The sequence below is a fragment of the Cereibacter sphaeroides 2.4.1 genome (assembly GCF_000012905.2).
Lineage (GTDB): Bacteria > Pseudomonadota > Alphaproteobacteria > Rhodobacterales > Rhodobacteraceae > Cereibacter_A > Cereibacter_A sphaeroides.
The window spans coordinates 572,302-597,436 of record NC_007494.2 but is presented as its reverse complement, the minus strand read 5'-3'; the positions used below and the strand labels follow the sequence as shown (position 1 = coordinate 597,436).

The 25,135-nt window shown below is 71.1% G+C and carries 21 protein-coding genes; 7 read left to right on the top strand and 14 right to left on the bottom strand.

All coding sequences use genetic code 11. The features are described from left to right. Window position 1: 1 nt before the first annotated feature. Genes RSP_RS18235 through RSP_RS18225 form a run of 3 tightly spaced genes read right to left on the bottom strand, consistent with a single transcriptional unit; the run spans window position 2 to window position 2,888 of the window. Window positions 2–850, bottom strand: a complete 849-nt coding sequence (locus RSP_RS18235; RefSeq protein ID WP_011339378.1) for an ABC transporter permease — start codon at window positions 848–850, stop codon at window positions 2–4. A 4-nt stretch (window positions 851–854) separates the two neighbouring features. Continuing rightward, window positions 855–1,844, bottom strand: coding sequence for an ABC transporter ATP-binding protein (locus RSP_RS18230; protein ID WP_011339377.1), 990 nt, complete (start codon window positions 1,842–1,844; stop codon window positions 855–857). Window positions 1,845–1,850: 6 nt separating this feature from the next. Beyond that, the gene (locus RSP_RS18225) at window positions 1,851–2,888 is read right to left on the bottom strand and encodes an ABC transporter substrate-binding protein (RefSeq protein ID WP_011339376.1); all 1,038 of its coding nucleotides are present in this window, start codon (window positions 2,886–2,888) and stop codon (window positions 1,851–1,853) included. A gap of 134 nt (window positions 2,889–3,022) precedes the next feature. Between RSP_RS18225 and RSP_RS18220 the strand changes: the two genes are divergently transcribed. Beyond that, entirely contained in the window at window positions 3,023–4,027 is a 1,005-nt protein-coding gene (locus RSP_RS18220; protein WP_011339375.1) for a GlxA family transcriptional regulator, read from the top strand. Between the two features lie 93 nt (window positions 4,028–4,120). Here the strand turns inward: RSP_RS18220 and RSP_RS18215 are convergent, their stop codons facing one another. The 4 genes from RSP_RS18215 to RSP_RS18200 form a co-directional block, all read right to left on the bottom strand. Further along, window positions 4,121–5,101, bottom strand: a complete 981-nt coding sequence (locus tag RSP_RS18215; RefSeq protein WP_011339374.1) for a sensor domain-containing diguanylate cyclase — start codon at window positions 5,099–5,101, stop codon at window positions 4,121–4,123. 574 nt (window positions 5,102–5,675) lie between these two features. Beyond that, window positions 5,676–7,019 carry a sensor histidine kinase gene (locus RSP_RS18210; RefSeq protein WP_011339373.1) on the bottom strand — a complete coding sequence of 448 codons (1,344 nt, stop codon included), beginning with the start codon at window positions 7,017–7,019 and terminating at the stop codon, window positions 5,676–5,678. After that, window positions 7,016–7,678 carry a response regulator gene (locus RSP_RS18205; protein WP_011339372.1) on the bottom strand — a complete coding sequence of 221 codons (663 nt, stop codon included), beginning with the start codon at window positions 7,676–7,678 and terminating at the stop codon, window positions 7,016–7,018. The genes RSP_RS18210 and RSP_RS18205 overlap by 4 nt, the downstream gene beginning before the upstream one ends. Further along, a complete protein-coding gene (locus RSP_RS18200; RefSeq protein ID WP_011339371.1) occupies window positions 7,678–8,031 on the bottom strand; it encodes a PepSY domain-containing protein in 354 nt (117 codons plus the stop codon). The genes RSP_RS18205 and RSP_RS18200 overlap by 1 nt, the downstream gene beginning before the upstream one ends. Before the next feature lie 133 nt (window positions 8,032–8,164). Here RSP_RS18200 and RSP_RS18195 point away from each other — a divergent pair, with 133 nt between their 5' ends. Continuing rightward, a complete protein-coding gene (locus RSP_RS18195) occupies window positions 8,165–8,773 on the top strand; it encodes a calcium-binding protein (protein ID WP_002724361.1) in 609 nt (202 codons plus the stop codon). Between the two features lie 208 nt (window positions 8,774–8,981). On the opposite strand, the gene RSP_RS18190 is transcribed toward RSP_RS18195, so the two are convergent. The 4 genes from RSP_RS18190 to RSP_RS18175 all read right to left on the bottom strand — a co-directional run bounded on the left by RSP_RS18190 (window position 8,982) and on the right by RSP_RS18175 (window position 13,536). After that, the gene (locus tag RSP_RS18190; protein ID WP_002724359.1) at window positions 8,982–10,304 is read right to left on the bottom strand and encodes an acetamidase/formamidase family protein; all 1,323 of its coding nucleotides are present in this window, start codon (window positions 10,302–10,304) and stop codon (window positions 8,982–8,984) included. A gap of 422 nt (window positions 10,305–10,726) precedes the next feature. Next, a complete protein-coding gene (locus RSP_RS18185; protein WP_002724357.1) occupies window positions 10,727–11,035 on the bottom strand; it encodes an antibiotic biosynthesis monooxygenase in 309 nt (102 codons plus the stop codon). Window positions 11,036–11,064: 29 nt separating this feature from the next. Continuing rightward, a complete protein-coding gene (gene lsrK, locus RSP_RS18180) occupies window positions 11,065–12,594 on the bottom strand; it encodes an autoinducer-2 kinase (protein WP_011339370.1) in 1,530 nt (509 codons plus the stop codon). A gap of 3 nt (window positions 12,595–12,597) precedes the next feature. Then, the gene (locus tag RSP_RS18175; protein ID WP_011339369.1) at window positions 12,598–13,536 is read right to left on the bottom strand and encodes a sugar-binding transcriptional regulator; all 939 of its coding nucleotides are present in this window, start codon (window positions 13,534–13,536) and stop codon (window positions 12,598–12,600) included. Window positions 13,537–13,752: 216 nt separating this feature from the next. Here RSP_RS18175 and lsrA point away from each other — a divergent pair, with 216 nt between their 5' ends. The 5 genes from lsrA to RSP_RS18150 all read left to right on the top strand — a co-directional run bounded on the left by lsrA (window position 13,753) and on the right by RSP_RS18150 (window position 19,567). Continuing rightward, window positions 13,753–15,228 carry an autoinducer 2 ABC transporter ATP-binding protein LsrA gene (lsrA, locus tag RSP_RS18170; protein WP_011339368.1) on the top strand — a complete coding sequence of 492 codons (1,476 nt, stop codon included), beginning with the start codon at window positions 13,753–13,755 and terminating at the stop codon, window positions 15,226–15,228. Then, window positions 15,221–16,231, top strand: a complete 1,011-nt coding sequence (locus RSP_RS18165) for an autoinducer 2 ABC transporter permease LsrC (RefSeq protein ID WP_011339367.1) — start codon at window positions 15,221–15,223, stop codon at window positions 16,229–16,231. Before lsrA ends, RSP_RS18165 begins: the two co-directional genes overlap by 8 nt. Continuing rightward, window positions 16,228–17,211, top strand: coding sequence for an ABC transporter permease subunit (locus RSP_RS18160; RefSeq protein WP_011339366.1), 984 nt, complete (start codon window positions 16,228–16,230; stop codon window positions 17,209–17,211). The genes RSP_RS18165 and RSP_RS18160 overlap by 4 nt, the downstream gene beginning before the upstream one ends. 34 nt (window positions 17,212–17,245) lie before the next feature. Beyond that, a complete protein-coding gene (gene lsrB, locus RSP_RS18155) occupies window positions 17,246–18,262 on the top strand; it encodes an autoinducer 2 ABC transporter substrate-binding protein LsrB (RefSeq protein WP_009564137.1) in 1,017 nt (338 codons plus the stop codon). A gap of 63 nt (window positions 18,263–18,325) precedes the next feature. After that, window positions 18,326–19,567: a class II aldolase/adducin family protein gene (locus RSP_RS18150; RefSeq protein ID WP_011339365.1), complete on the top strand. Its 1,242-nt coding sequence runs from the start codon at window positions 18,326–18,328 to the stop codon at window positions 19,565–19,567. 21 nt (window positions 19,568–19,588) lie between these two features. Here the strand turns inward: RSP_RS18150 and RSP_RS18145 are convergent, their stop codons facing one another. The 3 genes from RSP_RS18145 to RSP_RS18135 are packed head-to-tail and all read right to left on the bottom strand — an operon-like array spanning window position 19,589 to window position 25,129. Further along, window positions 19,589–21,757 (bottom strand): antifreeze protein, type I, encoded by a 2,169-nt coding sequence (locus tag RSP_RS18145; protein WP_011339364.1) that lies wholly within the window; start codon window positions 21,755–21,757, stop codon window positions 19,589–19,591. 1 nt (window position 21,758) lies between these two features. Continuing rightward, complete coding sequence (locus tag RSP_RS18140) at window positions 21,759–22,217, bottom strand: hypothetical protein (protein WP_011339363.1); 459 nt, start codon at window positions 22,215–22,217, stop codon at window positions 21,759–21,761. Beyond that, window positions 22,214–25,129, bottom strand: a complete 2,916-nt coding sequence (locus tag RSP_RS18135) for a caspase family protein (protein ID WP_011339362.1) — start codon at window positions 25,127–25,129, stop codon at window positions 22,214–22,216. The genes RSP_RS18140 and RSP_RS18135 overlap by 4 nt, the downstream gene beginning before the upstream one ends. Between the last annotated feature and the right edge of the window lie 6 nt (window positions 25,130–25,135).

The following is a 25,135-nucleotide window of genomic DNA, read 5'->3' as shown; positions in this document are numbered from 1 at the left end:
GTCAGTGTCCTCCCGCGCCGGGCGTCCTGCCGCGCGTCATCCGCGAGGCCAGTCCGATCAGCGCCAGCGTCAGCACGAGGAGCGTGATCGAGAGCGCCCCGCCATAGTGGAAATCGAAGACCGTCGAATATTGCTGGAAGGCCAGCATCGCGAGCACCGTGACCTTGCCCCCCGAGAGCAGCGCGGGCGTCACATAGGCGCTGATCGCCATCGAGAAGACGATGATCGCGCCGGCCATCACCCCGTGCAGGGTCAGGGGAAAGGTCACGGTCCAGAAGGCGCGGGCGGGCGTGGCGCCCAGATCGCGCGCGGCCTGCTCGAGCCCGCGGTCGACGCGGGCCAGCGCCGTGCCGATGGTCAGCACCGTGAAGGGCAGCAGGATATAGACCATGCCGATCAGGATGCCGGTCTCGGTGCCCAGAAAGCGCACCGGCCGGTCGATCAGGCCCAGCGACAGAAGCGCGTCGTTCACGAGCCCGCTGCGGCCCAGAAGCACCATCCAGCCGAAGGAGCGGACGATGTTCGAGGTGAAGAGCGGCAGGACGAGGAGGATGACGCAGGCGCGCCGCCAGCTCCGCACCTGCACGATCCGCACCAGATACCAGGCCAGCGGATAGCCGAGGGCCACGCAGATCAGCGTCGAGAAGATCGCGATGCGGAAGGTCGTGGCGATCACCTGCCAGTGGTAGGCGTCGAGCAGGATCCGCGCATAATGGGCAAGGGTGAGCCCGGCCTCGGGATCGGTGAAGGACGAGACGAGCACCACGCCGAGCGGGATCAGGAAGAAGCCGGTGAAGACCAGCACCGGCAGCGCCAGCAGCCAGAAGAGGGTGAGGCGGGCGGACGCCATGGGTTCAGGCTCCCAGCGGATGCAGGTTGGCCGGATCGAAGCCCGCCTGCACCGTCCGTCCGGCCGAGATCCCCGCGGGCGGCAGACCGTAGCTGCGCGCCAGAAGCTCGCGCGGACCGTCGGCCAGATAGATGTTGCTGGTGCCGCCCACATAGGTCACGCCCGTGACCCGCGCGGGCAGGCCGCGCCAGCCCGGCGGCAGCGCCTCGCCCTCGGCAAGGACCCTGAGGTCCTCGGGGCGCAGCACGCCCTCCGGTCCCGTGCCGTCGAGCGGCAGGAAGTTGGCCTCGCCGATGAACTCGGCCACGAAGCGCGTCCGAGGACGGCGATAGATCGCCTCGGGCGCGTCGCATTGCTCGAGCCGGCCGGCCGACATGACCGCGATGCGGTCGGACATGGCCATGGCCTCGTCCTGATCGTGGGTCACGAAGATGAAGGTGATGCCGAGCTGCACCTGAAGCTGCTTCAGCTCGATCTGCATGCGCTTGCGCAGCTGAAGATCGAGCGCCGACAGCGGCTCGTCGAGCAGGAGGAGCTTCGGCCGGTTCACGATGGCGCGCGCCAGCGCCACGCGCTGCTGCTGGCCGCCCGACATGGCGGCGGGATTGCGGCGGGACATGGCGGCCAGACCCACCATCTCGAGCGCCTCCTCGGCCCGCCGGTCCGCTTCGGCGCGCGAAAGACCCGCCCGCCGCGGCCCGTAAGCCACGTTCTCCAGAACCGTCATGTGCGGGAACAGCGCATAGTTCTGGAAGACCGTGTTGAGCGGCCGCCGCTCGGGCGGCAGCCGCGAGACATCCTCGCCATCGATCAGGATCCGGCCCTTGTCCGCGGTCATGAAGCCCGCGACCGTGCGCAGGAGAGTGGTCTTGCCGCAGCCCGAAGGCCCGAGCAGCGAGATGAACTCACCCTGCCGGATGTCGAGCGTGACATGATCGAGCGCCTTGTGGCCCGCGAAGCTCTTGGTGATGTCGGAGATGGCGAGGAGGGTCATCGGATCTCAGTTCGCGATCTCGCGGTTCCAGCGTTCGACGATGGCGGCGCGGCGCGCGTTCACCTCGGTCCAGTCCGACAGATGCAGCTTCTCGACCGATCCGCCCTCGCCCCAGGGCAGCTTGCGCTCGACATCGGGCGCGAGCGTGACGCCGGTGACGGGCGGGCCGAGATAGAGCCGTTCGGCCAGGCAGGCCGCCGCCTCGGGCGAGGCCGCCATGTCGAGATACTGCGCCGCGCCCTCGGGGTTCTTCGTGCCCTTCACCACATGCATCCGCGCATCGGTGGCCCAGACGCCCTCCTTCGGCACGCTGAAGCCGATGGGCAGGCCGCCGTCGGTCAGATCCCAGGCGCCGACGTTGAAATGGGCGCCGATGATGACCTCGCTGCTCTGGAAGGCGTTCGAGGCTGCGCCCGAGCTGTCGAAGAGAAGCCCCGTGTCCAGCTCCTTCAGCTTGGCGAAGGTCGGATCGAGGGATTCCGAGGTGTCGCCCAGCACCGAGCGGGCGAGGAACAGGACGAAGGGCACGCCCGAGGAGTTGCTGGGCGAGGGCAGGGCCACGGCGCCCGCATAGCTCTCGTCCCAGAGCGAAAGCCAGGTGTCCGGCGTCTCGGTCACTTCCGACGTGTTGTAGATGAGGCCGAGCGAGTAATAGCCCGCGCTGACCGCGAAGACCTCGTCGCCCGCCTTGTAGACGGCCTGCGGCAGGTAGCTGGCCGCGTTCGGGATCGCGGCGAGATCGATGGGGGCCAGCACGCCCGCCTCTTGGGCGAGCTCGCTGATCCCGCCGTCCATATAGGCCACGTCGATCACCGCATCGCCCGACTGCTGCTGCAGCTTGGCGAGCGTGGTGGTCGAGTTGCCGATCTCGGCCACCACCCGGATGCCCGTCTTCTCGGTGAAGGGCTGCGCCACGCAGGCGTCGAAGGCCTCGCCCCAGTTGCCGCCGTAGTAGGCGACGGTCAGCGTCGAGCCGTCCGCGTAGGCGGCGCCGGAACCCGCGAGCAGCGCCGCGAGCGACAGCCTGCAAACCCGATCCATCATGTTTTGAACTCCCTGTCTGTGGATGCGCAGTCTTCTTGATTGGGAGGAAGCCTAGCAGCGATGTGACATATCCCATTGAATGCATCGGCCACATGATTGAACATTATCGACATGCCCGACCGGAGCCTCTCGCGATGAAACCCGCTGCCGCACGGCGTCATGAGCTTTCCATCGCCCTGATATTGCAGGATAAGTTCACGATTGCCGCTTTCTCCGGCTTCATCGATGCGCTGCGGCTGGCAGCCGACGATGCTGCAAAAAGCCGACAGATCCGCGTCGCCTGGAAGGTCTTCGCCCAGCACCGCAGCCCGGTCATGGCCAGCTGCGGGCTGCGCGTGGCCACCGAGGACGGGCTGCCCGTTCCCGAGGACTATGACTATATCGCCATCTGCGGCGGCAATTCCTTCGCCGACGCCGCGCCCGCGCCGCAGCTGGCCCAGCTCATCCAGCGCGCCCACCGCGCGCGGGTGGGGCTCCTCGGCATCTGCACCGGCAGTTTCGCCATCGCCCGTGCGGGGCTGATCGGCGACCGGCGCTTCTGCATCCACTGGAACGTGGCCGAGCCCTTCAAGGCGCTCTTCCCGCGCGCCCAGATCTCGGTGGACCGGATCTTCATCGACGAGGGCGACGTCATCACCTGCGCGGGCTCGACCGCGGCCATCGACCTCGCGCTCTATCTCGTCATGCGCCACTGCGGACAGGACCGGGCGCAGCAGGTGATGCGGCACATGATGCTCTCGCAGATGCGCCCCGCCACCATGCCGCAGGCCCATTTCTATCAGCTCCCTCCGGGCGACAGCCACCCGCGCCTGCGCCGCGCGCTGCATTTCATGGAGCAGCAGCTCGACCATCCGCCCTCGGTCGGCGCCATCGCGCGCTATTGCGGCGTCTCGGTCCGCCAGCTCGAGCGGATCTTCCTTCAGGCGCTGGGGCAGACGCCGAACGCGGCCTTCCGCCAGATGCGGCTGAATTACGGGCGCTACCTGCTCTCGGCCGGCACGCTGCCCGTCACCGAGATCGCCCATATCGCAGGCTTCTCCGATGCGGCCCATTTCTCGCGCGAGTTCCGCCGTGCCTTTCACGAGACGCCGAGCGCCCACCGCCGCGCGCGCAGCCACGGTCCCGACGCGGGCTCATGACTGTCCTCACGCTCGCGAGGGCCGCGGGCAACCGGTCCGAGGGGCCTTTGCCACCCCTTCGCCGTGGTCCGCAGAAGGCGCGGCCGCGGCCGGTCAGCCGCCGTGGCAGCGGTTGCGGCCGGCCGCCTTCGCCTCGTAGAGCCGCCGGTCCGCGGCAGCCAGCCAGCTTCCGGCGTTGCCCGTGTCGCCATCGAGGCCCTGCACCCCGAAGCTGGCGGTGACCCGGAGCGCCTGGCCCGCCACCTCGATCGGCGCGTCGGAGAAGCTGCGGCGCAGGCGCTCTGCCAGTTCCATCGCCTCGGGCAGGCCCGCGTCCGGCACCAGCACCGCGAACTCCTCTCCCCCGATCCGTCCCAGTGCATCGGCCGGGCCCAGATGCAGCAGGCAGCGCCGCGTCAGGGCCTGCAGCACGGCATCGCCCACCGCATGTCCATGGGTGTCGTTGATCGCCTTGAAGTGATCGACGTCGAAGAGGACGATGGCCGCCTGCGTCCCCTGACGCGCGCCGCGCGCCATCTCCTTCTCGACCGCGGCAAGCCAGCCGCGGCGCGTCATGGCGCCGGTCAGCGCGTCGCTGAGCGCGATCTGCCGGAGTTCCAGCTCGTCGAGAACCAGCGAGGCGAAGCTCTTCATGATCTCGATCTGGGAGGTGCTGAAGGTCCGGGGGGCGGTATCGACGGCGCAGAGCGCCCCGAGATTGTAGCCGTCCGGTGTTTCGAGCGGAACGCCGAGGTAGCTGCGGATGCCGGCCGCCCCCGTGACCAGCGGACTGTCCCGGAACCTCGGATCGAGCGTGGCGTCGGGGACGATCATCGGGTCGCGCGTCTTGATCGTGTGGGTGCAGAAGGACTCGTGGCGCGGGCCCTCGGACCCGCTCAGACCGACAAGAGACTTGAACCACTGGCGGTCCGCGTCGATGAGGGTCACCGCCGCATACGGCACCTCGAGCACGTTGCAGACCAGCCGAGTGAGCTTGTCGAACGGCTCTTCCGGCGCCGTATCGAGCACGGCATAGCGCCGGACGGCGGCCAGCCGTCCGGGCTCGTCGAGAAGTTTCTCGCAGTCCTGCATCATGGCCTCGACGCACGGAGGGCGGCGGGCGCCCCGCCGGGGCGGACAATCGCCCCGCGCCGATTTTGTTCGGCCATCGGGATCGCCGAAGGGACCGGGCCCCGAGCCGCATTCCCCTGCCCGATCCCGCTACGGGCCTTCGGATCCGTCAGCGGCGCACGGGCCACCTGCACGACCTCCTGCGGAGAGCGGCTGCTCACGGATGTCATCTCCTGCGGCCTCCTTCGGCATTGTGGGGGAGCACGGCTGCCGCATCCGCCTCCTCCGTTGGGGGGTCGACGGGCTCCGGCCCACGGACCGGGCGCTCCAGCGCTTCCGGTTTGACAGGATTTTCGCGCGGCACGCAACCCGGAGCTGTGAAAGCCGCGCGTCCGGCACATCCGGGGCGGGGACTGCCCCGACCTGCGCAGCTTGCCCGGCTGACGCGGGTGACGAAGCGGCGAGACGACAGTGTGGGCCGGGGAGGTCGGGGTCCTGCGAGGTCGCTCCTCGTCCTGCAGGATGCGGCAGGCGATCTCCCGGCCTCCGGCCTCCGCCGGATCGTTGCCCTCCCTGCCGAAGCGCGCCGACCGGCGGGTCAGGCGGCGGCCGGCAGGATCAGGGTCGCCTCGAACCCCGGCGAAAGGTTGCGCAGGCGAAGCTCGCCGCCCGCCGTCTCGACGATGTCGCCCGCAATGGCGAGCCCGAGGCCGTGGCCGCCGCTGCGGGTGTCGAAGCGCACGCCGCGCCCGCGGATCGCCTCGATGTCCGGCGTTCCGGGGCCGTCGTCGGAGACATGGATCGCGACCGACGTGCCCGCGGCGGCGATCCGCACGCGCACCGCCTCTGCGGCATGGGTGGCGGCATTCTCCATCAGCGGCCCCAGCGCCTCGGTCAGATCCGCGCTCTCGAGCCGGACGAGGAGCCGTTCCTCGGCCTCGAGCTGCCAGGTGAGGGCCGACCCCCGCTCCGTCCGGCGCAGGACGCGGATCAGCCTCTGGGCGGCTTCCGCCGGATCGGACGCGGTTCCGGCGCGGTCGCGCATGATCCGCGCGCGCATGAGCTCGCGGTCGACATGGCGCTGGATGCCGGAGGCCACCTCCTCGATGCCGCGCGCCGCCGCCTCTTCGCCCCGCGCGCGCAGCCGCATCGCCTCGCCGAGAAGCGCCTGAAGCGGCGTCTTCAGCCCATGCGCGAGGTCTCCCGCGCGGCTCCGCGCCCGTTCCAGCTCCTGCTCGCGGGCCTCGAGGAGGGTGTCGATCTCGCGCGCGAGCGGCAGGACCTCCGTCGGCAGGTCGGTCCCGATCCGCCGCTCCCGGCCCGCGGCGAGCGCGCCGACCCGCTGGCCGATGGCCGCGAGCGGCCGGAGCCCCAGCGTCACCTGCACCGCCCCGGCCGCGACCAGCGCCAGCGCCAGCATCGCAAGGAACGGGGCCAGTTCGCGCAGGAAGGACTGCTGCGCGCGGGAAAGTTCGGCGCGATCCTGCGCCACGGAGATCCGCACCCGGGCCGCGTCCGCGCCCGGTCCGATCTGCACCGTCCGGTCAAGGACCAGCAACGCCTCGCCCTGCGGCCCCGGCAGGGTGAGCGGTCGCCCCGTGCGCGCGGGCGAGGGCGCGTCCTCGGGCAGGGGAAGGACGTAATCCCACAGCGACCGCGAGCGCAGCAGCCTGCCGTCGAACGAGACCTGCCAGTAATGACCCGAGAGCGGCTGCTGGTAGGCCGGGTCGCCCGAAGGCGCGAGAAACCGCAGGGTGCCGCCGGGATCGCGCTCGAGCGCGCTTGTCAGGGCATCGGCGCGGGCCGCAAGGGCCGACAGGGCCACGCGCTCGGCGTGGCGGTCGAACAGCAGGGCCAGCCCCCAGGCGGCCGCCGCAAGTGCAAGGGCAAGCGCCAGAGCATTGACGACGACGAGCCGGAGCCGGATCGACCGGAGCTTCACGGGCCCGCTTCGAGCTGGTAGCCGAAGCCGCGCCGCGTGCCTATGACGCCGCGCCCGACCTTGCGGCGCAGTCGCGCCACCACCGCTTCGAGGGCATTCGCCTCGCGGGCATCGTTGTCGCCGTAAAGATGTTCGAGAAGCTCGGTCGGCGGCACGACCCTGTCTCGGTGCAGCATCAGATAGGCCAGCAGGCGGAACTCCAGCGGTGCGAGGCCGAGCGGCAGGCCGTCGAGGGTCGCGGTCATGCGGTTCATGTCGAGCGCGAGCCGCCCCACGCTCTGCAGGGGCGCGGCCCGGCCGGTCGAGCGGCGCACGAGCGCCCGGGCGCGGGCGACCAGTTCCTCGATCCGGAAGGGCTTGGGCAGATAGTCGTCGGCCCCCGCATCGATGCCTTCCACGCGCTCGGTCCAGGTGCCCCGCGCCGTCAGCACCAGCACCGGGATCTCCACGCCTTCCGCCCGCCATCGCTTCAGCACGGCGAGGCCATCGAGCTTCGGCAGGCCGAGGTCGAGCACGATCAGATCGTAGCCCTCTGTCCCGCCCAGAAACCACGCGGTCTCGCCGTCTGCGGCCGTCTCGACCCTGAAGCCGGCCGAGCCGAGCGCGACGCTCAGATCCTGCGCGATCCGCGCATCATCCTCGACCACCAGCGCGCGCATCACTCCATCCCGTCGTCATCATCGTCATCGTCATCATCGTCGTCATCCTCCTCGTCTTCCACTTCGACGACAAGACCCGTGACGACATCGACATCCACCTCGATCAGCCGGCCGTCCGAGCGCAGGATCTCGAACTCGTAGACCATCCGGCCGTCGTCCGCCTCTTCCAGCTCCACTTCGAGCACGCGGCCGAACTCGCGTTCGATGCGTGGCATCAGGCTGCCGAGCGGCACCATCTCGCCCCGCTCCACGCCGCGGCGCGCGGCCTCGTGGTCGGGAAGCGGCGCGAGAGCCCTGTCCTGGCTGCCGGCGGCGGAGGGAAGAAGGAGAAAGGGGAGGAGAAGCAGGCGCATGTCCGCCGGTCTAGCGGAGCGAACCTGACATCGCGCTGACGGCAGGGATCAGAGTGCCGTCAGCCACGTTGTGCGACGACGGGGTCGAGGTCCTCGACCGGACCCTTCAGGCAACAGCAAGAGGAGACGCCGCATGGCGCGCATCAAGGGAACCGCCCGGAACGACATTCTGCAGGGCACGGATGCCTGGGACATCATCTATGGCGGCAGCGGAAATGACCGGATCTACGGCGGGGCCGGCAATGACGAGCTGAAGGGCGGCTTCGGCAACGACCGTCTGTGGGGCGGGACCGGACGGGACGATCTCGAAGGCGGCAGCGGGGACGACATCCTGTCGGGCGGCGCCGGCGACGATGAGCTGGAGGGCGATGCCGGCAACGACCGGCTCTGGGGCGGCGCGGGCAACGACGAGCTTGAGGGCGGCTCCGGCGCGGACCGGCTCCATGGCGGCTCGGGTAACGACCGGCTCGACGGAGGGACGGGCAACGACGTGCTGACGGGCGGGGCGGGCCGCGATGTGTTCGAATTCGAGCGCGGCGATGGCCGGGACCGCATCACCGACTTCACCAATGGCCAGGACCGGCTGGAGCTCGACGATTTCACCCGGATGCAGGTTCAGGCCGTGATCGACGACGCGCGTCAGGTCGGCGGCAACGTGGTCCTCACCCTGTCGGCGGACACGCAGGTCGTGCTCGAGAACATGAAGCTCGCGCAGCTGGACATGTCCGACTTCCTGTTCTGACGGTGGCAGGGAGGCGCGCGGAAGGCACACGCCTGTGTGCCGCCCGTGCGCTTTCTCTGGCCGCAGCCCGGGGCGGTTGCCGGTGCAGCCGTCATCGGATCTCGCTTCCCGGTATCCGGCAGGCCGTCTCCCCGGCCTGCCGGATCCGTGCAGGATCTCTGCAGAGGCGCCGCGAGAGGCCAGCCCCACACGGCCTGACGCACGGCCCCTAGAGCCCGTATTGCTCCCGCGCATAGTCGCCGAGCCCCACCGCATCGAGCCGCGACATCGGCGCGAGCAGGGTCACCGTGATCACGCCCGGTGCGCGGCCGATCTCGATCGCGCCGGTGATGGTGGCGCGGTTGCGCACCTCGGGAACCGTCATGCCGAGGAGCGTCGCCGCCCGGCTCAGCCCGTTCTCGATGGCGGCGTTCATCGTGGCCGCAGTGCCGATGACCGAGACCGGCGCCGACGGCTCGAGCTCGCTCACGCCCCAGTGCGCCGCCAGCCGCTCGGCCTTGGCACGCTCGGCCGCCGAGAAGGGCCGCGCGAGCGGCGGCAGGTCTTCGGCCAGCGGAAAGAGCACCGGCCCATCGATGGGCCAGTCCTTCAGCACCTCGACCTGAAGCGTCACGCTGCCCGCCACGTCCATCGTATGCCCGGCGATCTCGCCATCGCCCTGAGCCGCGTGCATGTCGCCCATGTAGACGCCCGCGCCGCGCACCTTGACCGGTGCCACAAGGATCGCCCCCGGTCGCACCGCGTCGATGTCCATGTGGCCGTCGGTCTTGTGCTCGGCCAGTTCCTCGGCGGTGATCGCATAGGCGTGCGGCGCGCCGACGAGGAAGGCCCCGAAGTCGCCGGCATTGTGGCTGTCGGGCATGGCCTTCGAGGGGCAGGTGCCGAGCTGGCCGAGGAAGGGCCGCATCCGCACCATCACGCCGGCCATGTCCGAGGGGGCAAAGGTCAGGATCGAATGCTGCGCCGATTGGTCCGGCAGGGCGGCATAATGCGAGGCATCGCGGGCGATGGTCTCGGCTGCGGCCGGGGGCAGGGTCACGCCCACCGCCCGCGTCTCGTCGAAGACGACCGTGTAGCCGTGGACGATCTGGAACGGCGTCACTGCATGGCCGCAGACGTCGCATTTCACCGCCTCCGGGCCGATCCCCTCGACATGGGTCTCCGGCCAGACCGTGTCGCAGACCGGACAGCGCGCGGCGACGTAGGGGTCGCCGAGGCAGAAGCCCTCGGGCGAGCTGTCGTGGCCGCTCGCGGTCGCCACCGAGGTCACGGTGATGTCGCGGATGCGGATGACCACCGCATCGCCGGGCTCCGCGCCCTCGACATGGACCGGCTGCGTGACCTCGTGCCCGCCGCGCAGCCGCGGGGTGATCATCGGGCCCCAGCAGCCGGGCGCAGTGTTGGCGATGATGGTGCCGCCGTTCTCCAGCGGCCCGAGCATCGGGGCCGCCGGGTCGAGGACGCTGTTGGTGAAGCCCTGCACCACGAGGCTGCGGCGGGCGGTGGCGGTGTCGATCTTGCCTTCCGGCATGTGAGCGCTCCTTGTTCTTTCTCACGGCGAGCCTAACGCAGCCCGACCCCGGGGCATAGCGCAGAGCGCTCGCGCTCGGCCGATCCTTCCGGCGCGCGACGCCTCCGGCCCTTCTTGCATCTCGGGCGCAGATCCGCCTGCCTGCTGGTATCCGCGAAGAGGCGCGTCCGTCGCGGGTTCACGCCGTCAGAGCTCTTGCGTCACCGGTCGGGCCCGGGCCCTTGGCGCTCCGCCGGCAAGTCCCCCGACCGTCAGCGCTTTTTCATCCGGGTCGTCCCGACCGATCCGCCGGGAAGGTCTTGCCTCGCCATCCCCTCGGCCACGGGAGGATGCCGGGTGCAAGAAGACCGGCTGCGGAGGATCCTCCGCAGCCGGGACCGGTCGGGCAGCGCGCAGACGGCGGAGCGGCCGCCTGCCCGGCGTCAGGCCGACGCCCGCTCCTGGACCAGGACGGGAGTGAAATAGGTCTTGCTGCGCCCGCCCAGCGTGATCGGATCGATCATCTTCACGCAGGTTTGGTAATGGTCGGTCTGCCGGTGCGCATCGAGGGCCGCCTCGCTCTCGAAGATCTCGTAGACGAAGAAATTGTTCTCGTCCGCCGGGTCGTGCAGCAGATCGAAGCGGATGTTGCCCGGCTCCTTCCGGGTGCCGTCGCAGTTCAGCCGGAAGGCTTCGAGGAAGGTCTCGCGGGTGCCGTCCTGCACCTTGATGTTCACGAGTTGGATCAGCATGGCCTAGTCCTTTCTGGAAGGGAGAATCGTCAGGTGCCGGGGGCGCGCCACATGGCGGTGGCGGTGCCGTCCTGCACGAGGCCGCGCTGCGCGGCATAGGCGCGGGCCCAGCGGTCGCCGGCCTCGTCGTAGAGCGGGCGGAGCGCGGGATCCGGCGTGAAGGTGCGGTCGATCCGCATCCAGGCACCGCCCGCCTCGGCGAGCGAGGCGAAATGGCCCGCACCGGTGGCCGCGGCCGAGGCGCAGCCCTGCGCGGTGGCCTCCTTGACCTCCGGCGTGACGACGGTGAGCCCGGTGACGTCGGCCAGGATCTGCGACCAGTGCGCCGATTTTGCGGCGCCGCCCGCGAAGACCAGCCGCTCGGGCCGGTGGCCGGTGAGGGCGAAGACGCTCTCGAGGTTGCGCCGCGCGACGATGGCCGCATTCTCCTGCAGGGCGCGGAAGATCGCGGCAGGCCCCGAGGCCGCCGGATCGAGCGAGAGGTTCAGCAGCGACGGCGCGGCGTGGAACCAGTCGCCGTAGCGCATCACGTCGGAGAAGATCGGAATGATCCCGTGCGCCCCCGGAGGGACCTGCATCGAATCCGCCTCGAGGGCGGTATAGTCGCGGCCCTGTCCGAAGCTGTCGCGGAACCAGCGCATCACGGCGCCCACGAAGAAGCTGATGGCCTCGGCCTGATTCAGGCCCGCCACCATGTGCGGGTTGATCCGCAGGTTCATGGTCGGATCGGTGAGCGTCAGCGGAACATTGACCACCTGCTGCCAGAAGGTGCCGCCGAGCACGGCGCAGTCGCCCTCGCGCACGATGCCCAAGCCAAGCGCGCCCGTCTGGCAATCGCCGCCGCCCGCCACGACCAGCGTGCCGGGGGCGAGGCCGGTCTCGGCGGCGGCCGCCGTCTGCACCTCGCCCACCACCTCGCCGGTGGTGACGCCACGCGGGAAGAGGTCTGTGGGCAGCCCCACGGTGGCCAGCGCGTCGGTCAGGGGCGCGCGGGTGCGCAGATCGAGAAGGCCGGTGGTGCCGCCGTTCGACGGCTCCAGCGTCAGCTCGCCCGAGAGCCGGTAGAGGATCCAGTCGGACAGCATGGTGAGGCTGCGCGCCCGCGCCAGCGTCTCGGGTGCGTGGCGGCGGAGCCAGGCCAGCCGCGGCAGCGCGCCGAGCGCGTAGGTCTGGCCCGAGCGCGCATAGATCTGAGCCTCAAGCCCCGGATGGTCTTCCTTCAGCTCGCGCACCTCGGCGCCCGCGCGGGCATCGACATTGGCGCAGGCCCAGATCTCGCGGCCTGTCGCGTCATGCAGCACGAAGGCCTCGCGCATGGCGGTCGCGCTGACCGCGCGGATCTCTGCGGGATCGACGCCGCTCCGCGCGATCACCTCGCGACAGCAGCGGGCGAGAATGGCCCAGTTGCCTTCGGTGTCGAAATCCATAGAGCCGGGGTAGCGCGGGTCGGCCACATGCCACCATTCCTGACCCGAGGCCGCGATCTCGGCGCCGGTCTCGTCGAAGAGGACGGCGCGGCCGCTGCCGGTTCCGGCGTCGATGGCGAGGAAATAGGGCATGGGTCAGGCCTCCGCCGCGTCGAGAAGGGCGAGCGCCGTGGGCTCGTCGGTGATGAGAATGTCGAGGATCTCGCCGCGCAGGGCCGAGAGGATGGGGCCGGTCTTGGCCGGCCCGCCCGCGGCGCCGATCACGCGCTCGGAGCGGCGGAGCTGGTCGAGATCGACCCCCACCACACGCTCGTGCAGCGGCACGCCGATGTCCTGCCCGCGGCGGTCGTAGAAGCGGCAGAGGATGTCGCCGCGCGCCCCGCCGCGTCGCAGCGGGTCGATCTCGCCCGCCGAGATATAGCCCTGCGTGACCACGGTGGCGCTTTCGCCGAGGCCGCCGATCCCCACCAGCTTGTAGTCGGCCTCGAGCGCGCGGGCCATGAGCGCCGCGATCGCGGGCTCCTGCATCAGCGCGCGGGCAAGCTCGGGGGTCGAGACCACGAGCGGGGCGGGGATGATGTTCACATTGCGATGCCAGTTGGCCTCGCGCATCCCTTCGACATAGGTCTGCACGCCGCCGGTGAGGGAATAGAGCCCGATGCTGCGCTCCTGCGCGGTGTGGCCCAGCATCCGGATCGAGTGGGTCACCGTCTCGCCCCAGCCGACCGAGATCGTCTCGCCGAAGGCGAGCTTCTGCATGAGATACTGCGCGGCCGCCTGACCCACGCGCAGGTTCACATCCTCCACCGGGCTCTCGGGAATCACCCGGCAGTCGGTTAGCCCGAATTCCCGCTTCATCCGGGTCTCGAGCTCGAGACAGCCCTGCTGACGCGAGTTGATCCGCACCTGGATCAGGCCCGAGCTGCGCCCCTGATCGAGCAGCCGCGAGACCTTGATGCGCGAGATGTTGAGGATCTCGCCCACCTCGTTCTGGGTCAGCCCGTCGTTGTAATAGAGCCAGGCCACGCGTGCCATGAGCGCTTCGTCGAAGTCGCTCCGGGTCTGTTCCGCCATGGATGCCGTCCCTTTCCGCCGCGCTTGGGCTACGATCATATTAGTTGTCAAATAAACATATGAACAAGTCAATCACCGAGTTTATCTGCGGTGCAGCATGAAAATCTGGCAAAATGAGATTGACAGATCGTGATGGTCTTGCACAAAATGTAACGGCAAAGGACAAATGAACGGGCAACCGTCTGTCCTGCCGGGGCCACGACGTGAGGAGGCGTTATGGACAAGCTGCTCGCCGAACTGCGGTCCGTCTCGAAGAGCTACGCGGCCGTCCGCGTGCTCAAGGGCGTCCATTTCTCGGTCCGCGCGGGCGAGATCCATGCGCTGCTGGGCGGCAATGGCGCGGGCAAGTCGACCCTGATGAAGATCCTCGCGGGGCTGGTCGCACCGTCGGGCGGCGAGGTGCGGCTGGGCGGTGCGCCGCTGGTGCCCGCCACGCCCGCACAGGCGCAGGCCATGGGCCTCTATCTCGTGCCGCAGGAAGCGCACATCTTTCCGAACCAGACCGTGCTGCAGAACATCGCCGTGGGGATGCCGAAGCCCGCAGGCGCCTACCGCGCGCGGGTCGAGGCGCTGATCGCGCAGCTCGGCGTGTCGCTCTCGCCCGACGCCAAGGCCGCCACGCTCGAGATCGCCGACCGGCAGATCGTCGAGATCCTGCGCGGGCTCCTGCGCGAGGCGAAGGTGCTGATCCTCGACGAGCCCACCTCGGCGCTGACGCCGCACGAGGTCAGGACCCTCTTCGGCCACATGCGCGCGCTGCGCGCCGAGGGCCACGGCCTCGTCTTCATCTCGCACAAGCTGCACGAACTGCGCGCCGTGGCCGACCGGATCACGGTGCTCCGCGACGGCCATGTGGTCTTCGCCGAGGCGATGGAGACGAGCCCCGATGCCGAGATCCTCGCGGCCATGAGCCCGGGCGTCACCGCGCTCGATGCGCGCGAGCGGATGCGCGAGATTGCGGGGGCGCCGGTGCTGACGCTCGACCGGCTGAGCGGCGAGGGCTTCGTCGAGATCTCGCTCTCGCTCCGGCCGGGCGAGATCCTCGGGCTGACCGGCGTCGTGGGCGCCGGTCGGACCGAGCTTGCCGAGACGCTGGTGGGCCTGCGCGCGCCCGCGGGCGGGAGCGTCACGCTGGGCGGCCGTGATTTCCGCGCGCGCGGACCGGCCGATGCCATGCGGGCGGGGCTCGTGCATCTCTCCGAGGATCGCCAGCAATACGGCCTCTTTCTCGAGGCGCCGCTCTACTGGAACGTCTCGTCGCTGGTGCATGGCACGCTGCCCTTCTTCCTGCGCCCCGGGCGCGAGAGGCGCCGGTTCGAGCAGTATCGCGCGCAGCTCGGCATCCGCTGCGAGGAGGCCGATCAGCCGGTGGGCCGCCTCTCGGGCGGCAACCAGCAGAAGGTGCTCCTGGCCAAGTGCCTCGCCGCCGCGCCCAAGGTGCTGATCCTCGACGAGCCCACGCGCGGCGTCGATGTGGGCGCGCGCAACGACATCTACCGCATCATCGAGGATCTGGCCGAGCAGGGCACCGCGGTCCTGCTCATCTCGTCCGACTTCGACGAGGTGCGGCGGCTGGCCGACCGGATCGCCGTCATGGCCGGCGGGCATCTGGCGGGAGAGCTCCCGGCGGGCGCCTCGACCGACGAGATCGCCCAACTCGCCTTCGAGGCCGGGGAGGCCGCCCATGCTTGACCGCATCGCCCGCGACCGGGTCGCGACGCTCTTCATCGTGACCGTCCTCGTCCTTCTGGCCGTGGGCGCGGCCGCACCGGGGTTCCTCTCGGTCCGCACCGCCGGCATCATCTGGTCGAACGGCCTCGTCCTCATGCTGGTGGCGCTGGGGATCTTCCCCGTCATCCTCACGCGCAACATCGACGTCTCGGGGGGATCGGTGCTGGGCCTCTCGGCCGTCACGCTGGGCCTCACGCTGAACCAGGGCCTGCCGCTGCCGCTGGCCTCCGCCGCGGCGGTGGGGACGGGCATCCTTGCCGGGGCGCTGAGCGGGCTTCTCGTCGCCGTGCTGCGCGTGCCCTCGATCGTGGCGACGCTCGGCACGCTCGGTCTCTTCCGCGGCGTGATGCTGATCGCCACGGGCGGCGAATGGATCGAGGATCTGCCCGAGGATCTGAAGGCGCTCGGCGCCAAGTCCTTCGCGGGCCTCTCGGTGATGGGCATGGTGACGGCCGCGGCCATTGTCGCCGTCTGGCTGTTCCTCCGCTCGCGCCGGGGCGGCTGGGTCTTCGTCACCGGCGACAACCGCGCGGCCGCGCACCATCTGGGCCTGCCGGTGAAGTGGATCGAGTTTCTGGTCTTCGTCTGGGGTGGCGCGATGTATGCGCTGGCGGGCATCGCCTTCGCGGCACAGATCGGCTTCGTGCCGAACCAGGCCGGCAGCGGGATCGAGCTGCGCGCCATCGCGGCGCTGGTGCTGGGCGGGGTCAGCCTTCTGGGCGGCGTGGGCACCGTGGCGGGCGTGGTGATCGGCGTGATCTTCTTCACCTCGATCGACACCTCGCTCGTCTTCCTGCGCATCCCCGCCTACTGGAACGACCTGATCGGCGGCGCCATGCTGCTTGCCGTTCTCCTGATCGACGGGCGGCTGCGCATCGCGCTCGAGGCCCGAGACCGCGCAGCGCGCTACCGCCGCTCGAGCCACAGGATCTCGCCCGCCCGCGATCTGGAGGATGCCGCATGAACCGCCATCTGATGCGCTGGGAGGTGCTGCTCCTCCTGATCCTGCTGGCCGAGCTTGCCATCTTCGGCATGATCAACCCGCGCTTCCTCAGACCCTCGTCGCTTCTCTTCGGCACCTCGGATTTCGTGCAGGTGGGGATCGTGGCGGTGCCGCTGACGCTCGTCATCATCGCAGGCGGCATCGACGTGAGCTTCGCCTCGACCGTGGGCCTCGCGGCCATCGCCTTCGGCATCGCCAACTTCTTCGGCCTTCCGCTGCCCCTGTCGCTGGCCGTGGGTCTGGCCACCGGCGCCGCGGCGGGGCTGCTCAATGCGACGATCATCCGGCTCACCCGGCTGCAGCCGCTCGTGGTGACGCTGGGCTCGCTCTACATGTTCTCGGGCGCGGCGACGGTCCTGTCGGGCGTCGTGGGCGCCAGCGGCTACGAGGGGATCGGCGGCTTTCCCGAGACCTTCACCGCGCTCGGCTATGCCCAAGTGCTGGGCCTGCCGATGCCGCTCGTCGTCTTCCTCGTCTTCGCGGCGGTACTTCTCGTGCTCCTGCACCTGACCCGGTTCGGTCGGCTCGTGTTCCAGATCGGCCAGAACGCCGAGGCCGCGCGCCATTCCGGGATGCCCGTCTTCCGCGTGCAGCTCGTGACCTATGTCCTGACCGGCCTTGCCGCCGCCCTCGCGGGGCTGATGCTCTCGGCCTATTTCGGCTCGGCCCGCGTCGATCTCGGCAGCGCCACGCTGCTGCCCGCGATCACCGCGGCCGTCCTTGGCGGTGCCTCGATCTACGGCGGGCAGGGCTCCGTCCTCGGCACGATCATCGCCACCTTCATCATCGGCTACCTCCAGCAGGGCCTGCAGATGAGCGGCGTGCCGAGCCAGATTTCCAGCGCGCTGTCCGGGGCGCTGCTGGTCCTCGTCGTCGCCCTGCGCCACGGCGCCGAGCTGCTGCGGGACTTCATACCGGTGCGGCTGCGGCGGGCCGACTGACCGCGGCCAGACGATCAACGGAGGAGGAGAACAGATGCGTAAGACGGTGAGGCTGCTCGGCACGGTTGCCGCAGGACTGATGGCGGCCAATGTGGCGGCCGCGCAGGAGATCGCCTTCATCCCGAAGCTGGTCGGGGTGGGCTTCTTCACCTCGGGCGGCAACGGCGCGATGAAGATGGGCGAGGAGCTGGGCGTCAAGGTGACCTACGACGGCCCGACCGAGCCCAGCGTCTCGGGGCAGGTCCAGTTCGTGAACAACTTCGTCAATCAGGGCTACGGGGCCATCGTGCTCTCGTCGGTCTCGCCGGACGGGCTCTGCCCCGCGCTGAAGCAGGCCATGGCCCGCGACGTGCTGGTGATGACCTGGGACAGCGACGTGAACCCCGACTGCCGCTCCTACTACATCAACCAGGGCACGCCCGAGCAGCTCGGCGGCCTTTTGGTCGACATGGCCAATGACGGGCTCGAGGGCAAGGAAAAGGCCAAGGTGGCCTTCTTCTATTCCTCGCCGACCGTCACCGACCAGAACGCCTGGGCCGAGGCCGCCAAGGCCAGGATCGCGGCCGACCATCCGGGCTGGGAGATCGTGACCACCCAGTATGGCTACAACGACGCGCAGAAGTCGCTGCAGACGGCCGAGAGCATCCTGAGCGCCTATCCCGATCTCGATGCGATCATCGCGCCCGACGCGAACGCGCTGCCGGCCTCGGCGCAGGCGGCCGAGAACCTCGGCCGGGCGGGCGAGGTGACGATCGTGGGCTTCTCGACGCCGAACGTGATGCGCCCCTATGTCAAGCGCGGCACCGTCGAGCGGTTCGGCCTCTGGGACGTGACGCAGCAGGGGGCCATCTCGGTCGCTGTGGCCGCGCATGTGCTGAAGGACGGCCCGCTCAATGTGGGCGATAGCCTCGAAGTGCCGGGCATCGGCTCGGTCGAGGTTTCGCCCAACTCGGTGCAGGGCTACGACTACGAGGCCGAGGGCAACGGCATCATCCTGCTGCCCGAGCGCACTGTCTTCACCGCCGAGAACATCGACAATTTCGACTTCTGAGGCCCAGGGCCTCGGATCGCGGGGGCGCCTCAGGCGCCCCCGCCCCATGACAGGGAGAATGCCATGCAGAGCCGCTGGAACGACACCGAGGCGGAGACCTTCGCCGCCGAAGCCCGGGCGCGGGGCGAGCCTGCGGAACTGGGCCTCCGGGTCTACAGCTCGCGCCTGATCGGGCAGGATCCCGATCTCGTCCTCCACGGTGGCGGCAACACTTCGGTCAAGATCCCCTCGCCCGAGGGGATGCTCATCCATGTGAAGGGCTCGGGCTGGGATCTGGGCGACATCGAGGCGCCGGGCCTGCCCGCCATGCATCTCGCGCCGCTCCTCGAGACCCGCGACGTGCCGCAGATGTCCGACGAGGAGATGGTGGCCCTCCTGCGCGCCCATCTGCTCGATCCCGCGGCGCCCACCCCGTCGGTCGAGGCGCTGCTTCATGCCTACATGCCGCAGGCCTTCGTCGACCATACCCATGCGACCGCGATCCTCGCGCTAGCCGATCAGGCCGACATGGAACCGGTGGTGGCCGAGCTCTTCGGCGGGCGCGTGGGCTGGGTGCCCTATGTGATGCCTGGCTATGCGCTCAGCCACGCCTGCCGGGAGGCCTTCGCGCGCGACCCCTCGGTGGAGGGGCTCTGGCTGGAACAGCACGGGCTCTTCACCTTCGCCGAGACGGCCCGCGAAAGCTACGAGCGCATGATCGGCTTCGTGACGATGGCCGAGGAGCATCTTGCCGCCCGAGGCGTGCCGCTGCCCGGGCCCGAGGCCAACGACGGGACCGCGCCCGAGCGGCTGGCCGCGGACCTGCGCGCGGCGCTGGCGGCGCGCGGTGCGCTCGGGGCCGATCCGTCGCTCGACTTCCGCTCCTCGCCCTCGATCCGCAGCTATCTCGGTCGCGCGGACCTGCCCGAGCTTGCCCGGCGCGGCACGGCCACGCCCGACCATGTGATCCGGCTGAAGCCCTTTCCCATGCTGCTCGAACCCACGGCCGGACCGGCCGAGATCGAGGCGGCGCTCGATGCGTTCGAGGCCGAGTACCGCGCCTATTTCGACCGCAATGCGCCGAACGCCTCCGAGGCGAAGATCATGCTCGATCCGCTGCCGCGCGTGGTCCTCGTGCCGGGGCTCGGCGGCTGGGGCGTGGGCGCCAATGGCAAGGCCGCGCGCATCGCGGGCGATCTCCTCGAACAGACGAGCCGCGTGGTGAATGCGGCCGAAACCTACCGCCGCTTCACGCCGATCTCCGAGGGCGACCTCTTCGACATGGAATACTGGTCGCTCGAGCAGGCGAAGCTGCGCAAGGCCTGATCTTCGCCCGCCGGCCCGCGCCTAGCGCCCGCGCGCGATGGCAGTGCCGCAGAGGGCGGCGATCGCCTCCGCGGCCTCGACCGCCCCGTTGCGGGCCGCGAGCGCCTCGGCCGTGGACGCGCCCGCGGCGCGCAACGCCGCACGTTCGGCCGGATCGAGGATCCGGTCGAGCGCCGTGCCAAGCCGCATCTCCTCGCCCAGACGCAGCGTGAGGCCCAGTCCCTGCCGCTCGGCCCAGCGGGCCCTGACGATCTGCCGATCCTGCTCGGCATGTTCGTTCGGCGTCCAGAGGGTCGGAAGCGCGCGCTCCAGATGTTCGACGAAGCTGTTGTAGCCCGCCGCCGCCAGAGCGAAATCGAAGGCGGCCAGATGGCGGGCGAAGGGAAAGCCGGTCAGCGCCACCACTCCGGCCGGCAGCTCCGGGGCCTCGTGCGAGATCATCCAGCGGGCCACCGCGATGCCGATCCCGCGCCGCCCGGCGAGGGCCGCGACAGCCCGCGCGGCAAGCCCGCCGGTCGCGAAATTGTTGCCCGAGCCCGGCGCGATCAGCACGTTCACCGCCGCGCGGTCGAGCCCGAGCGCCGCGCAGGCCTCGGCGCGGCCCGGGATCTCGGCGCCATCGAGCAGCCGGACGGGCGCCACCCCGCGCGTCTCGCCCCTGCGCACAGCGGTCGGTCCCTCGTCGAGCGCCGCGGCCGGCTCGCCCGGTTCGAGGATGAGGTCGAAGGCCGCGCCGCGCTCCAGCGCCTCGGGATCGCGCCCCGCGCCCCAGAGGCCGCGGCGGATCCAGATCCGCGCGAGGTCGGGCGCCTCCTCCAGCGCGGCCATCAGCCCGGCGAAGGGCACGTTGCCGTCGAAGACCAGCCCGGCCGGTTGCCAGAAGGCGATGGCCGCGCCGAGCGTCTCCGCAAGGCCCGCGTTCCAGTGCGCTCGCGCCTCGCCCGAGGCCGCGTGATAGGGCAGATGCTCGGCCGGAAAGCCGAAGCTGCGGGCCACGTCGACGGCCTGCGAATGGCTGAGAAACACGGGCTCGAGCCGGCCCGGCAGGCGCCGCGCCACCGCGAGCTGCCGGGTGAGATGCCCCATGCCGACGCCGTTCGTCGACAGGAACAGCACCCGCGCCGGCGGGCGCGCCAGTACGGCGGGCGCGAAGGGCGCGGGCCGCGGCGGGCCAAGAAGGGGCGCGAGCCGGGCAAGGAAGGCCTCGGGCGAGAACCGCCCCGCCAGCGCCTCCGCCCCGGCCGCGCGCAGGTTACGCGCCAGCCCCTCCTCTGCCTGCAGGTCGAGCGCGCGTCGCGCCACGTCCCCGGGTGCGCCGTAGAGGGCGGCCGCACCGAAGGTACTCCGGCAGCCGTCGGGCAGATAGGGCACGGTCCCGGCGCGCAGCGCGAGCAGCGCCTCCACCGGGCAGGGATCGTCGGCGGCCTCGTCGGCATTGGCGAGCAGATCGACGAGCGGCAGGAAGTCCGCCAGCGAAATCCGGTCGTCGGGCCAGATCTCGACCGGCGCGGCGGGCGGCCAGGACGGGCGCTCGCCGTCCGGCGACAGGCGAAGGCGCCAGAGGGGCAGGGGGACAGCGCCCCGCGGCAGCGCCGCCCCGGGCCGGACCCGCGCGATCCGCGCCGCGCCGATGGCCGGTCGTCCGCGATGCGTGGCCCGCGGCCCTGCCTCTGCCAGCGGCGGCGCCACGGGCAGCCAGTCCTCGGGCGTAAGCGGCCAGTCGGGCACGGCGAAGGTCAGGGCCTCGCGGGCGACGGCGGTAGTGGGCGCCCAGACCGGCGGGCCGCCGAGCGCGAGGCGCGCGGCCTCGGCCAGCCGCTCGAGATCGGCATAGGGCAGGGATGCCAGCGCGGCCGCGCGCTCGACGGTCACGAGCCGCCGCGCCGCGCCGATCCGCAGGCCGGGCAGGGGGCCCGCCGCGAACAGGCGGGCGTCGAAGGCCAACACCAGCGTGCAGTCGACCGCATCGCCGGGTGCCAGCCGGCAGGCCCGGCCGCTGGCGAAGAGCCGGGAGAAGCCCTCGTCCAGTCGGAAGGGATCGGCCGCGATGGAGCCGGGCGCCACCGGCAGAACCCCCACCCGGTAGCCCGCAGCCGCGACCGCTTCCGCCGCCGCCGCATGGCAGGGCGCCGCGACATCTCCTGCCCGGATGTCGGCCAGAAGGCAGAGATCGAGGCGGACGCCCTCCACCTCAGGTCGGACGGCAGGTCATTCCCGAGCGGAAGCTGCCGCTCTCGCCCGGCCCGAAGGCGATGGATTCGGTGGTGGTGCGGCCCCGGAGGCGGGTGGCGATGGTGACGACATAGAGGCCGTCGCGTTCGCGGGCCGAGAGCATCCCGTCCGGCCCCGGCGTCAGCATCAGATAGGCGTCGAGCTCCAGCCGCTGCCGCGCGCCGTCGCCGCGGACCCTTTGTGCCGGCGGGGTGTGGAAGGTCGCGCCCGTGCCCGAGCGGCAGGCGACCGCCGCCGTCACCGGCCCCGCATAGCGCAGGACCTGCGTCCCCTCCGCGGTGGTGCCCTGCGCCCTGAAGCCCAGGGCCGAGAGCCGGGCGACCTCGGCGCCGATCGGCACCGGGGCAGGCCCGGTGGTCTCGGCGCAGGCCGCGAGCACGAGGAAGGCGGCAAGAAGCGCAGGCGTGCGGCGGGTCATGGCAGTCTCTCCTCATCCATCGCCGAAAGCTCGGCCAGCAGGTCGAAGTCGATGCGGGTGCCGGGCGCGGCCCGCCCCTGCGCGGCAAAGACGCGGGCGAGCGCGTCCCGCGTCGCGGGGCCGATCCGGCCGTCGGGCGCGCCCACCTCGGCGCCGAGGCGACCAAGCAGCAGCTGCGCTGCCCGGATCGTCTCCTCGGCCGAATAGCCGGCGGCGGCGCGGCGGGCGGCGTCGGCCGCCCTGGCATCGCCTCCGGGACGCGCGGCCGCGGCATAGAGGACCAGCGCCTCGGTCCGGTCCTGCGGCACACCGCGGCCGGTCTCGTAGAGCCGCCCGAGATCGAGAGCCGCCCACGGAACCCCGCCCTCGGCCGCGGCCCGATACCAGCGGGCCGCCTGCGCCGGATCGGCGGGCGCGCCCTCATCCGAGGCGAAGGCGCGCCCGGCGTCGCGCGCGGCCCAGGGGTTCGCGCCCGCCTCCTGCACATAGAGCGCGCGGGCGCGGGCCAGATCCTTCGTCACGCCGCGCCCCGTCTCGTAGAGACGCCCGAGCTCGCGCGCGGCGCCCGGCACCTGCGCCGCGAGCGCCTTCTCCAGCAGCGGCAGGGCGCGCTCGGGCCGGTCGAACAGCGGCGCGTCCGAGGCTTCGAGCCGGCCCAGCCGCAGCCAGGCCTCGGCGTCGCCCTCGGCAGCCGCCCGGCCGTAAAGACGCGCCGCTGCCTCGAGATCCCGGTCCACCCCCTGACCCTGCTCATACATGAGGCCGAGACGGGTCAGCGCATTCGGCACGCCCCGGCCCGCGGCGGTCTCGAACCAGAAGCGGGCCTGCGCCTCATCCACCGCAATGCCGTCGCCGGTCTGATACATCCGCGCGAGCCGCGTCTGGGCGGTCAGCTCGCCGCTCTTGGCCGCGGCCGTATACCAGCGCACCGCTTCGGCCGGATCCCGGGCGACGCTCAGGCCCTTCTGGTAGAACTCGCCGATGTTGGTCATCGCCCAGTCGTTGCCGCGCGCCGCCCCCTGCCGGTAGAAGTCGAGCGCCCGGGCCGGATCCTCCGGCACACCCACCCCCGCCCGGTGGATCCAGGCCAGCGCCGTCAGCGCCGCCGTCTCGCCGCGGGCATCGGCCGCCTCGAACAGCTCCCGCGCACGGTCGAAGTCCTGCGGCACGGCCTGGCCGTCGAGGAACATCTGCCCGAGATAGACCATCGCCGAGGCATAGCCCGCGTCGACCGCCTTCTGCTGCCAGTGGAGCGCCTCCTCGTAGCGGCCCGCGGCGCGGTAGCTGCGCGCGAGTTCGGCCCAGAACCGGACCACCTCCGGATGGCGCGCGACGGCGATCTCGCAGACCGCGATGGCGGCGTCGTGGTTGCGGTCGAGGATGAACTGGCGCGTGCCGGCAGTGACGCGCTGGCTGTCGTAGGGGTTGCCCGCGAGCATGTCGCAGGCGTCGACATAGGTTTCGACCGCAGCCTCAAGGGGTTCGGTCGTGCCGCCCTCGCGCAGGGCTTCGGCCCGGAGACTGTCGAGCCCGCCGTTCGAGCCGATGCCGGGGAGGTAGTCGAGCGGCTGGTCCGCCTCCATCCAGCGCACCGAGCCCGCCTCGAGGCGGGTGCCGCCGGCCGAGACCGCGCCGAGACGCGGGGCTGCGGCCACATGAACCCAGCCCGCCCTGCCGGCTGCGGCGCCGATGCGGGCCGCCCCCGTTCCGATGGGCACCGATGCGGGCGCCCGGTCGAGCGTCGCCGCGAGATCGGCCTGCGCCGCAGGATCGGCCAACACGAAGCCGCGCGGCCGCTCCGGCAGCGACAGGTCCGAGACCGGGATCGCCTCGGGATCGCCGCCGAGGCTGCGGATCTTCTCCTTCGCCTCGGCGACGAAGGCGCCGTCCGGCATGGTGCGGACATAGGCGGTGAAGGCGTCGAGCCGGTCCGTGTCGCGGATTGCGCGCCAGAAGGTGCGGTCCACCACCCGCCGTGGCGGCAGCGCGCCGAGCGTGTCCGACCCGGTGCTCATGCCGGTGGTGGCAGAGCGCAGATCGTCGGCTGGCGGCTTGAAATAGAAGCGGCTCTCGAGCGTGCTCGCCGTCCAGGCGATCTGCTGCCCGCCGGTCGCCTCGCGCACCGCGCCCCGCACCCGGCGGAAGAGGTCGACGAGTTCGAGCCCCGGCTCGTCGATGCTGCCGGCGAGCGCGCTGGTATAGGGGCTGTGCCGTCCGCGCCCGTCGAAGGCGACCTGTCCGGGCGCGGTGGCAAAGCTGATGAGCGCCTCGCCGCGACCGGCCGACATCTCGGCCAGACCGCCCCGGCTGGCCGCCGCCAGATCGCGGAGCCCCCGCTCCACCGCCGCACGCGAGGCGCCGATCGAGAGGGCGCGGGTGGCGATGGCCTCGGCGCCGTCGGAGGGAATGTCGAGGAACGGATTGTTGCGGCAGGCGTCGAGCAGCACGAGCGTCAGCCGCGCGCCCGACTGCGCCATCACATCGAGAAAGAGCTGCGCATCGATGGCCTGCGCCTTCAGGTCCTCGACCGAGGAAGGGGCGACCGAGACCGGCAGCAGGTAGTTCCGCCCGCCGATCTGCACCCCGTGGCCCGCGTAGAAGAAGAGCGCCTCGCTGCCCTCGCGCAGGCGGCTGCGGAAGGTCGCGAGATCGGCGAGCATGGTCTCGCGGTCGGCGTCCACCGTCTCGATGACCTCGAAGCCCGATTCCCACAGCTTCTCCGCCACGAGTTCCGCGTCGCCCGCGGGATTGGGCAGGGCCGGCACGTTCTGATAGGCGGAATTGCCGACCACCATCGCTACCCGCGGCGGCGGGCCGGAGGGTGTCTCCTGCCCCCGCGCCAGCCCGGCCGCAGCGATCAGCACGAGCAGGAGAGCCGCCCGCGCCGGCCATCGCTGCTCTGCCCCGGGCATGACCGC